Here is an 8,523-nt window from a genome sequence, read left to right as displayed (position 1 = left end):
CTGTTGATGACCTTGTACTTGTTGACGCCATCGGCACTGATGCCGATCTGGTTGAGGTTGAGCGAACCGTCCAGCCACATGCGGACCAGGTACTTGCCCTCACGACGCACTACGACTGCAGCTCCCTTGCCCGTATAGATCGTGTCACCAATTTCAAGCTTCGAGGGTGCCAGCAGCTCGGTGATGCGCTTGCCGTCGTTGTAGCGGTCCTCGAGCGACTTGCGATCCGGATCGACATCACCCGGCTCGGACGTGACCAGCATGATCGGTGCATTTGGATCGACGACAGCCGGAGCTTCAACGGACTCGGGAGTTTCGGCAGCAGGAGCCTCGGTCGCGACGGGTGCCGGCGCAGCGGGTGCTGGCTGAACCTCGGGTTCGGGGGCCGGTACCGGAGCAGGAGCTGGCGGTGCCGCTTCAACGGCGGGCGGCGGAGGCGGCGGTGCGGGAGCGGGAGCTGGTTCCGGCCTTGGCTCGGCCTTCGGTGGCGGTGTGCGCTCCGGCTGCGGCTTTGCCGGCTCTTCCGCGGCCTGCGCGACTCGAACCAGTACTGTCTCGTAGAAACCGTCCTTGAGCACGACGTTCGCATTGCCGCCCGCACGGATGCTCGCGGCAATCTTGGCATGCCAGTGTTGCGGAGCTGTCACGACCAGCTGTTTGCCCGAAGCCGCTGCCTGGCGGCCAAGTGTCGACAGCGTCGAATTGGCGCTGCCACTGGTGAATTGTTCGGCACTGATGTCGGTATTCTGTTGCGCCATGGCATTGCCAGCGCATGCCGCCATCAGCAGCAGGAAACACTTTTTCATCTAATCACTCCAGTATCCGTTTTATTCTGAAAGACCAACTCTCGATATTCGTTCTGATCGACATGCGCGGTCATGTGCCACAGGCCATGACATCCAGCATCACCATGCAAAAACCGCGCCCCGCCTGCACGGATTGGGCTCCAGTGCGACGCATTGACACGGCCGAAACCGCTCAGCCACCCGACGAACCACCGTGAATGCCGCCCTTGGTCAGGGCCATCGGGTCAAGCAGCGCCTTGAGCTGCTTGCGCGTCATGCCGGTTGTCTCGAGCGCGACATCCACAATCGGCCTGCCCTCCTTGTAGGCCTGTTTCGCGGTCGCGGCGCCAACGTCATACCCGATCACCGAGTTCAGCGCGGTCACCAGGATCGGATTGCGGTCCAGCGCCTGACGAATGTTTTCCTCGCGAACCGTGAATCCTGCAATGGCCTTGTCAGCCAGGGCGGTGGATGCGTTGGCGAGTATCTCGACCGACTGCAGCAGGTTCAGCGCCACGACCGGCAGCATGACATTGAGCTGGAAATTGCCGCTCTGGCCAGCGATCGTGATGGTCGTGTCGTTGCCGATCACCTGTGCGCACACCATGGCCAGCGCTTCGGGAATGACCGGATTGACCTTGCCCGGCATGATCGAGGAACCCGGCTGCAGGGCTGGCAATTCGATTTCCCCGATGCCAGCAAGCGGGCCGGAATTCATCCAGCGCAAATCGTTGGCCATCTTGAGCAGGCTGACGGCAAGAGTCTTCAGCTGGCCCGAGAGCTCTACCGCAGCATCCTGTGTACTGATGCCTTCGAAGTAGTTCTCTGCCGTTTCGAAGCGAACACCGGTCATGCGCGACAACTCGGCGCAAACTGCTGCCCCGAGCTTCGGGTCGGCATTGATACCGGTACCCACAGCCGTGCCGCCCTGCGGCAATTTGCGCACGCGCTTGAGCGCGTCATTCAGCCTGTCGATGTTCGAAGCAATCTGGGCCGACCAGCAACCCAATTCCTGTCCGAAAGTGACCGGCATTGCGTCCATCAGATGGGTGCGCCCGGTCTTGGCAACTTTTTTCAGTTCCCTGGCGCGCTTGTCCAGGGTCTTTTTCAGGTGCGACAAGGCGGGCAGCAACTGTTCGCTGACCGAAAGGACTGCGCTGACCTGAATTGCGGTTGGAATCACGTCATTCGAGGATTGCCCGTTGTTGACGTCGTCATTCGGGTGAACCTTGGTACCCGAGGCGGCAGCAAGGTGTGCAATCACCTCATTCGCATTCATGTTCGAAGACGTACCGGATCCAGTCTGGAAGACATCAATCGGGAAATGGGCGTCGAACTCGCCCTTGGCAACCCGTTCGGCAGCCCGGCGAATGGCCTTGGCCCGGGTCTTCTTGAGATGCCCGAGATCTGCGTTGGCCTGCGCGGCCGCGGACTTGATCAGCCCAAGGGCGCGGATGAATTCACGAGGCATCGTCAACCCGGAAATCGGGAAGTTCTGCACGGCTCGTTGGGTCTGTGCGCCGTACAGGGCATCAGCCGGCACCTTGAGCTCGCCCATGCTGTCGCGTTCGATGCGGAAATCGCTCATCTCGGGATCCTGTCTGGAAGTCAAATTGGAGGGTCGACGATTATAGCGGTTCACACGCGAACGACAGGGCGTCGGCACCGACCAGGGCCATCCTCCGGCCCGCAAGAATGCAAAGACGAACCGGAGCGGCCAAGCGTCGCAATCGCTGGCCCCGGACAGGTCCAATGACCGAAATCAGCACGCGTGGCGCACGGCAACCCTGCCGGGAAATCACGCAGTGACGCAGCCGGTGCCTGCAGTAACGCACATACGGAAAACTTCGTGGCCATTGCTGCGATCAATGCCGGCCCGGTAGCCCTGCCCCGGTCACATAGTCGATGACCGAATGCTAGACTTCGCAGCCCTCCGCAGCCTGTCCGAGCAATGCTCGCCAACGTTTTCTACATCGCCGCCGCCTTCCTGCTGGTCATCCTGAACGGCTTTTTCGTTGCAGCAGAGTTTGCCCTGGTCAAGCTTCGGCATACTCAGGCCGTTGGATTGGCAGAGCGCATTGGTTGGCGCGGTCGCATCCTGCTGAGCGTCCATGAACGACTGGACGCCTATCTTTCGGCGTGCCAGCTCGGCATCACCCTGGCTTCACTGGGGCTGGGCTGGATCGGTGAACCCGCCTTCGCAGCCTTGCTCGAACCCGTGTTCAACCATTTCGGCGGGCTCGAGCCAGAAACCATCCACATCATTTCGTTCATTTTCGCGTTCACGGTCATTTCCTACCTGCATATCGTGCTCGGCGAGCTCGCACCGAAATCGCTTGCGATCCGCCGCCCGGAACGCATGTCGGCGTGGACCGCCACGCCGCTCTATGTCTTCTACTGGGCCATGTATCCCGCGATCTGGATCCTGAATGCCAGCGCCAACTGGATGTTGCGGGTATTTGGCCTCGACGGGACGAATGGCCACGAGCATCACTACTCGCGAGAGGAGCTCAAGCTCATCCTGCATGCCAATCGGGCCATGCGCGAATCCAGCGAAACATTCGCGATGATGAGCCACGCACTGGATCTTCCGGAGCTGGTAGCCGGCGACCTGCTGCGGACTCGCGATCAGCTTGGTGCCCTGCACGATGGCCAGGAGCAGCCGGAAGTTCTTGCGGAAATCCGGAAATCCCAGTTCAGCCGCTACCCGTGGTTCGATGCCGAGATGGAAAACGTCCGCGGCATCCTTCACGTCAAGGATCTGCTGCTGGCGATGGCCGAAAAAGGCACCGTCGAAGACATGACCGCTTTGCTGCGTCCAGCCATCGTCGTGCCACTGGATACGCCGGTGCTCGAGATGCTGCGCCGATTCCGCACCGGCCGCACCCAATTTGCGCTCGTCACCGAAGAAAACGGCCGAGTTGTCGGATTCTTCACCCTGTTTGACGTGGTGCAGGTTGTGGTTGGTGATATCGAAGACGAGCATCGCAGCACGCCAGGACACGGGCATCAACGCGCCGCGGACGGCTCGCTGACCATTCCGGGCAGCATGCCGATCTATCGCCTGGAACGCTTGCTGGACCTCGATATCGACTCCCCTGATGAAGTCAATTCGGTGGGCGGCCTCATCGTGCATCGCCTGGAGCGACTGCCTGCGGAAGGTGAATCCCTGGAATTCGATGGTTTCAGCATTACCGTCCGCACCATGAAGGGAGCCCGGGCGCAGGCCATCACGGTAACGCCCGATCATCCACCTGAAACTGGACACAAATCGAAATGAGCCACGCCCTGCTTGCCTTGTCTCCGCTGGACGGCCGCTATGCAGCCAAGGTTGAGGCGTTGCGCCCGATCTTCAGCGAATTTGGACTGATGCAACGGCGAGTGCAGGTTGAAGTGCGCTGGCTCGTCGCCCTGGCAGAGGAGCCGGGCATTGCGGAAGTGGTCCCGTTTTCCACGGCTGCCCGGGAAGCTCTATTGGCAATCGCTGACGCCTTTGACGAAGAAGACGGCGAGCGCGTCAAGGCTATCGAGCGCGAAACCAATCACGACGTGAAGGCGATCGAATACTTCATCAAGGAACGCCTGCTCGCAAACCCGGAGCTGGCAGCGGCGAAGGAATTCGTGCATTTCGCCTGCACCTCCGAGGACATCAACAACCTCGCCTACTCGCTGATGCTCAAGGACGCCAGGGAGCAAGTTCTGCTGCCGTCCCTGGACCAGCTGCTGGACAGACTGCGCGGACTCTCGGTTGCGTTTGCCGCGCAACCCATGTTGTCGCGCACGCATGGCCAGACCGCCTCGCCGACCACCATGGGCAAGGAATTCGCCAACGTTGCCGTACGACTTGGGCGTCAGCGCAGGCAAATCGCCGAGGTTGAGCTTCTGGGCAAGATCAATGGCGCAGTTGGCAACTACAACGCCCATGTCGTCGCCTATCCTGATATTGACTGGCCTGCATTCTCGCGCCGCTTCGTCGAAAGCCTGGGTCTGGCCTTCAATCCGATGACAACGCAAATCGAGCCGCATGACTGCATCGCGGAAATCGGCGACGCCAGTCGACGCGCCAATACGATCCTGATCGATTTCGCCCGCGACGTCTGGGGCTATATCTCGCTCGGCTATTTCCGCCAGACCCTCAAGGCTGGCGAAGTCGGTTCGTCGACGATGCCGCACAAGGTAAACCCGATCGATTTTGAGAACGCCGAGGGAAATTTCGGCATAGCCAATGCACTTTTCGAGCACTTCAGCGCAAAACTTCCGATCAGCCGCTGGCAAAGGGACCTGACCGATTCGACAGTGTTGAGAGCGCTTGGCACAGCCTTTGGCCACACCCAGATCGCTATCGACTCGCTGTCGAAAGGCATTGCAAAGCTTGAAATCGATGCGGTGCGCCTCGACGCGGATCTCGACGCGAGCTGGGAAGTCCTCGCCGAAGCCGTGCAGACGGTCATGCGGCGTCACGGCCTGCCCAATCCGTACGAACAACTCAAGGCGCTTACTCGCGGCCAGGGCATCACGCGTGATTCGATGCGCAACTTTGTGCAGACTTTGGAACTGCCAGACGCCGACAAGAGGCGTCTGCTCGAATTGACCCCGGCTGGCTACACCGGACTGGCGGAATCACTCGCCAGGTCGAGCTGATCCCGGCCCCATCGGAGAAGGCTTCGTGCGCCTGGCTGCCTGCCTTAGTTCGACCATCCTGATTCTCGCAACCCCAGGGCTGGCGGCTGCCAGCTCCGAGGCTTCGCCGTCGACCTGCAGTTCCGATTCGGGATGGAACGATACGGCACGTCCAGCACATATTTACGGCAACACCTGGTATGTCGGCACCTGCGGCATCAGTGCAATTCTGATCACAACACCAGGAGGCCATGTGCTCCTGGATGGCGCGACGGAAAAAGCCGCGCCAATGATCGAGGCGAATATCCGCGCCCTCGGCTTCAAGGTCAGCGATATCCGTTTCATCGTCAGTTCGCACGAGCATTTTGACCATGTAGGTGGACTCGCAGCCCTGCAGCGAGAATCGGGCGCCGTCGTTGTCGCCCGTGAACCTGCGGCTAGCTCGTTGGAGCGCGGAGAAAGCGAAGCCGCGGATCCTCAGTTCGGCTCGTTGCGGCCGTTTCCGCCAGTCGATGACGTGCGTCGGATCCGAAACGGGGAGAGTTTGGCGCTCGGAGGACTGACCTTGACCGCACACGCGACACCAGGGCACACGTCCGGTTCGACGAGCTGGACCTGGACATCCTGCGAAGCGCAGATCTGCCAGGACATGGCTTACGCAGACAGCCTGACTGCAATCTCGTCCGATGCATACCTGTTCAGCGATGAAGCCAAGCATCCCGGCTCGCTGGCCGCATTCCGGCAATCGCTGGAAATTGTCGCCAGCTTGCCTTGCGACATCCTGATGACGCCACACCCCGGAGCTAGCGGAATGTTCGAACGACTGGGACCGGCGGCACGTGAATCGCTGATCGATCCATCAGCATGCAAGCGCTATTCGGAAAAAGCAGGTCAGCGTCTGGATGCGCGACTGGAAAAGGAAAAGGCGGCTGCACGGCCATGATCGAAGTCCAGGCTTCGCCGAAACATTTCCTGGGCATGCCGGCCGCACGATTCCTGCGCGAGTATTGGCAGCAAAAGCCCTTGCTGATCCGGAAAGCATTCGCCAATTTCACCAGCCCCCTGTCGCCTGACGATCTCGGCGGACTGGCTTGTGAGGATCATGCGCTGTCGCGTCTGGTCACGCATGATCCTGACAGCGATCAGTGGACCTTGCGCAGCGGACCTTTCGAGGAATCCGATTTCGCAGCGCTGCAGGATTCGAACTGGACGCTGCTGGTACAGGACGTCGACAAGTGGGATGCCGATGTCGCGGCCCTGCTGCCGCGTTTTGGTTTCCTGCCAAGCTGGCGACTGGATGACGTGATGGTCAGCTATGCCGAGGATGGCGGATCGGTTGGCGCACATGTCGACCAGTACGATGTTTTCCTGTTGCAGGGGCTAGGGCACCGACGCTGGCAGATCGACACTGATCCGAATGCACCGAAGCGTTTTCGCGAGGATGTCGAACTCAGGCTGCTTCGCGAATTCACCCCCAGCCACGAGTGGCTGCTCGAACCTGGCGACATGCTCTATCTGCCGCCGGGCATCGCCCATCACGGCGTAGCCGAGGGCCCGTGCCTGACCTTTTCGTTTGGCATGCGTGCGCCATCCGTTGCGGAGATGCTTTCCGATTTTGCCGGTCATGTCGCCGAGCGATTGCCGGAGGAGCTGCGCTATTCGGACGCGGGGATCGCGCCGGCCAAGCTGGCTGGCGAGATCGATGAGGCTGCCTTGGAGAAAATCTCGCAAACCTTGCTGGCTTCGTTGACGGAGAATGCTGTACCGCTTCGTGGTTGGTTCGGATCCTTCATCACTCGCTATCGAGCAGCGCACGAGGCGGTCCCTCGCGAAAAGCCCATTTCAGCCCGGGAACTGCAACGACGTATTGACGCCGGCGCATCTCTGGAATTCAATCCATGGTCACGCTTTGCCTGGTCCCGGGAGGGACGCGACGCGATCCTGTTTGTCTCCGGCGAGTCGCACCGGTGTCCGCGCAAGCTCGCAGTACGGTTGTGCCAACGCGAGGCGCTGGATGCAGTTGAATCGATGGCGTTCCTGCCGGCGTCGATCAATGTTCTGGTTGACCTGGTCAATGGCGGACATCTGGCTCCGGGCCGCGCAAGGAGGAAAACATGATTCCTGATGACTTCATCGTTGAACCAGCCACATGGCCAGCCGACATGGCGGACTTGCGTGCCGTTCGCACCGAAGTATTCGTCCAAGAGCAAGCCGTGCCCGAAGAGGAGGAATGGGACGAACTGGACGAGCACTCCCAGCACGCCATTGCCCGCAGCGCGGATGGCCAACCTGTCGGAACCGGTCGACTTACACCGAATGGCTATATCGGCCGCATGGCGGTCGTGCGTGAATGGCGTGGCAAGGGAGAGGGTGCTGCCGTATTGCGTACCCTGATCGAGTGCGCGCGCGAACGTCGCCTGACCCGCATAGACATGCACGCGCAGACACATGCCATCGCATTTTATGAGGCGGCTGGTTTTGTCGCCCATGGCGAGGAGTTCGACGAATGCGGCATTGCGCACCGAAACATGGTCCTCGAACTGGATCCTCCCGCAGGCCGCGACGAGCTGCCGCTGAAAACGCCGCCGGCACAAATTCTGTCGAGCACGAATCGCGACGAAGCCATCGCGGCAACCATTGAAGTCATTCGCACGGCGCGCCGCGAGCTCGATATCTTCACGCGTGATCTGGATCCCGAAGTGCTCAATCAGCCTGCCGTACTGGACGCTCTCAGGCAGGTCGCCACCTCAGGTCCGCATACACGGATTCGCATCATCGTCATGGACCCTATCCGCGCCCGGACGGAGGGCCAGCGACTGGTCGCCCTCGCCCACCGACTAACCAGCGTGTTCGCGTTCCGCATGCCGACCGAGGAGATTGATCGACGCTACGCCGGATGCTTCATCATCAGCGACCGTGGCGCCTGGTTCGAGCGCACCCTTGCCACACGCCATGACGGAGATGGCAGCACCTGGGCACCAGGTCGAAAGGCGCAATTTCAGGAGTCCTTCAACGCTACCTGGGAGCGCAGTGTCGAATGCGATGAATTGCGGCGGCTGGAAATTTGACCTCCGCCACCCTGGGGCCGGCCTGACGAATTCGAGGGAGGATCACGCCT

7 protein-coding genes are annotated in these 8,523 nt (G+C 60.7%); 5 read left to right on the top strand and 2 right to left on the bottom strand.

Annotated elements, in window-relative coordinates; all coding sequences use genetic code 11:
• Together WBP53_RS09740 and WBP53_RS09735 are read right to left on the bottom strand one after the other, a co-directional pair.
• The coding region (locus WBP53_RS09740; protein WP_423928369.1) for a hypothetical protein at positions 1 to 806 on the bottom strand (806 nt) is incomplete at its 3' end.
• A 172-nt stretch (positions 807 to 978) separates the two neighbouring features.
• Positions 979 to 2,373 carry a class II fumarate hydratase gene (locus WBP53_RS09735; protein ID WP_423928367.1) on the bottom strand — a complete coding sequence of 465 codons (1,395 nt, stop codon included), beginning with the start codon at positions 2,371 to 2,373 and terminating at the stop codon, positions 979 to 981.
• Positions 2,374 to 2,736: 363 nt separating this feature from the next.
• On the opposite strand from WBP53_RS09735, the gene WBP53_RS09730 reads away from it, so the two are divergent.
• Genes WBP53_RS09730 through WBP53_RS09710 form a run of 5 tightly spaced genes read left to right on the top strand, consistent with a single transcriptional unit; the run spans position 2,737 to position 8,473 of the window.
• Positions 2,737 to 4,065: a hemolysin family protein gene (locus WBP53_RS09730; protein WP_423928365.1), complete on the top strand. Its 1,329-nt coding sequence runs from the start codon at positions 2,737 to 2,739 to the stop codon at positions 4,063 to 4,065.
• Positions 4,062 to 5,426 (top strand): adenylosuccinate lyase, encoded by a 1,365-nt coding sequence (purB, locus tag WBP53_RS09725; protein WP_423928363.1) that lies wholly within the window; start codon positions 4,062 to 4,064, stop codon positions 5,424 to 5,426. Before WBP53_RS09730 ends, purB begins: the two co-directional genes overlap by 4 nt.
• 25 nt (positions 5,427 to 5,451) lie before the next feature.
• Positions 5,452 to 6,348: a subclass B3 metallo-beta-lactamase gene (bla, locus tag WBP53_RS09720; protein ID WP_423928361.1), complete on the top strand. Its 897-nt coding sequence runs from the start codon at positions 5,452 to 5,454 to the stop codon at positions 6,346 to 6,348.
• Positions 6,345 to 7,523 carry a JmjC domain-containing protein gene (locus WBP53_RS09715; RefSeq protein ID WP_423928359.1) on the top strand — a complete coding sequence of 393 codons (1,179 nt, stop codon included), beginning with the start codon at positions 6,345 to 6,347 and terminating at the stop codon, positions 7,521 to 7,523. Before bla ends, WBP53_RS09715 begins: the two co-directional genes overlap by 4 nt.
• Positions 7,520 to 8,473 (top strand): GNAT family N-acetyltransferase, encoded by a 954-nt coding sequence (locus tag WBP53_RS09710; protein WP_423928357.1) that lies wholly within the window; start codon positions 7,520 to 7,522, stop codon positions 8,471 to 8,473. Before WBP53_RS09715 ends, WBP53_RS09710 begins: the two co-directional genes overlap by 4 nt.
• Positions 8,474 to 8,523: the final 50 nt, after the last annotated feature.

The sequence above is a fragment of the Dokdonella sp. genome, from assembly GCF_049593775.1.
Taxonomy (GTDB): domain Bacteria; phylum Pseudomonadota; class Gammaproteobacteria; order Xanthomonadales; family Rhodanobacteraceae; genus Dokdonella.
The sequence above is the reverse complement of the archived record's forward strand: the minus strand, read 5'-3'. Positions and strand labels throughout refer to the sequence as shown.

What these genes read in the sequence shown, in the direction of transcription:
- WBP53_RS09730 (WP_423928365.1), top strand. Translation starts at nt 2,737, where the DNA reads ATGCTCGCCAACGTTTTCTACATCGCCGCCGCCTTCCTGCTGGTCATC.
- WBP53_RS09715 (WP_423928359.1), top strand. Translation starts at nt 6,345, where the DNA reads ATGATCGAAGTCCAGGCTTCGCCGAAACATTTCCTGGGCATGCCGGCC.
- WBP53_RS09735 (WP_423928367.1), bottom strand. Translation starts at nt 2,373, where the DNA reads ATGAGCGATTTCCGCATCGAACGCGACAGCATGGGCGAGCTCAAGGTG.
- purB (WP_423928363.1), top strand. Translation starts at nt 4,062, where the DNA reads ATGAGCCACGCCCTGCTTGCCTTGTCTCCGCTGGACGGCCGCTATGCA.
- WBP53_RS09710 (WP_423928357.1), top strand. Translation starts at nt 7,520, where the DNA reads ATGATTCCTGATGACTTCATCGTTGAACCAGCCACATGGCCAGCCGAC.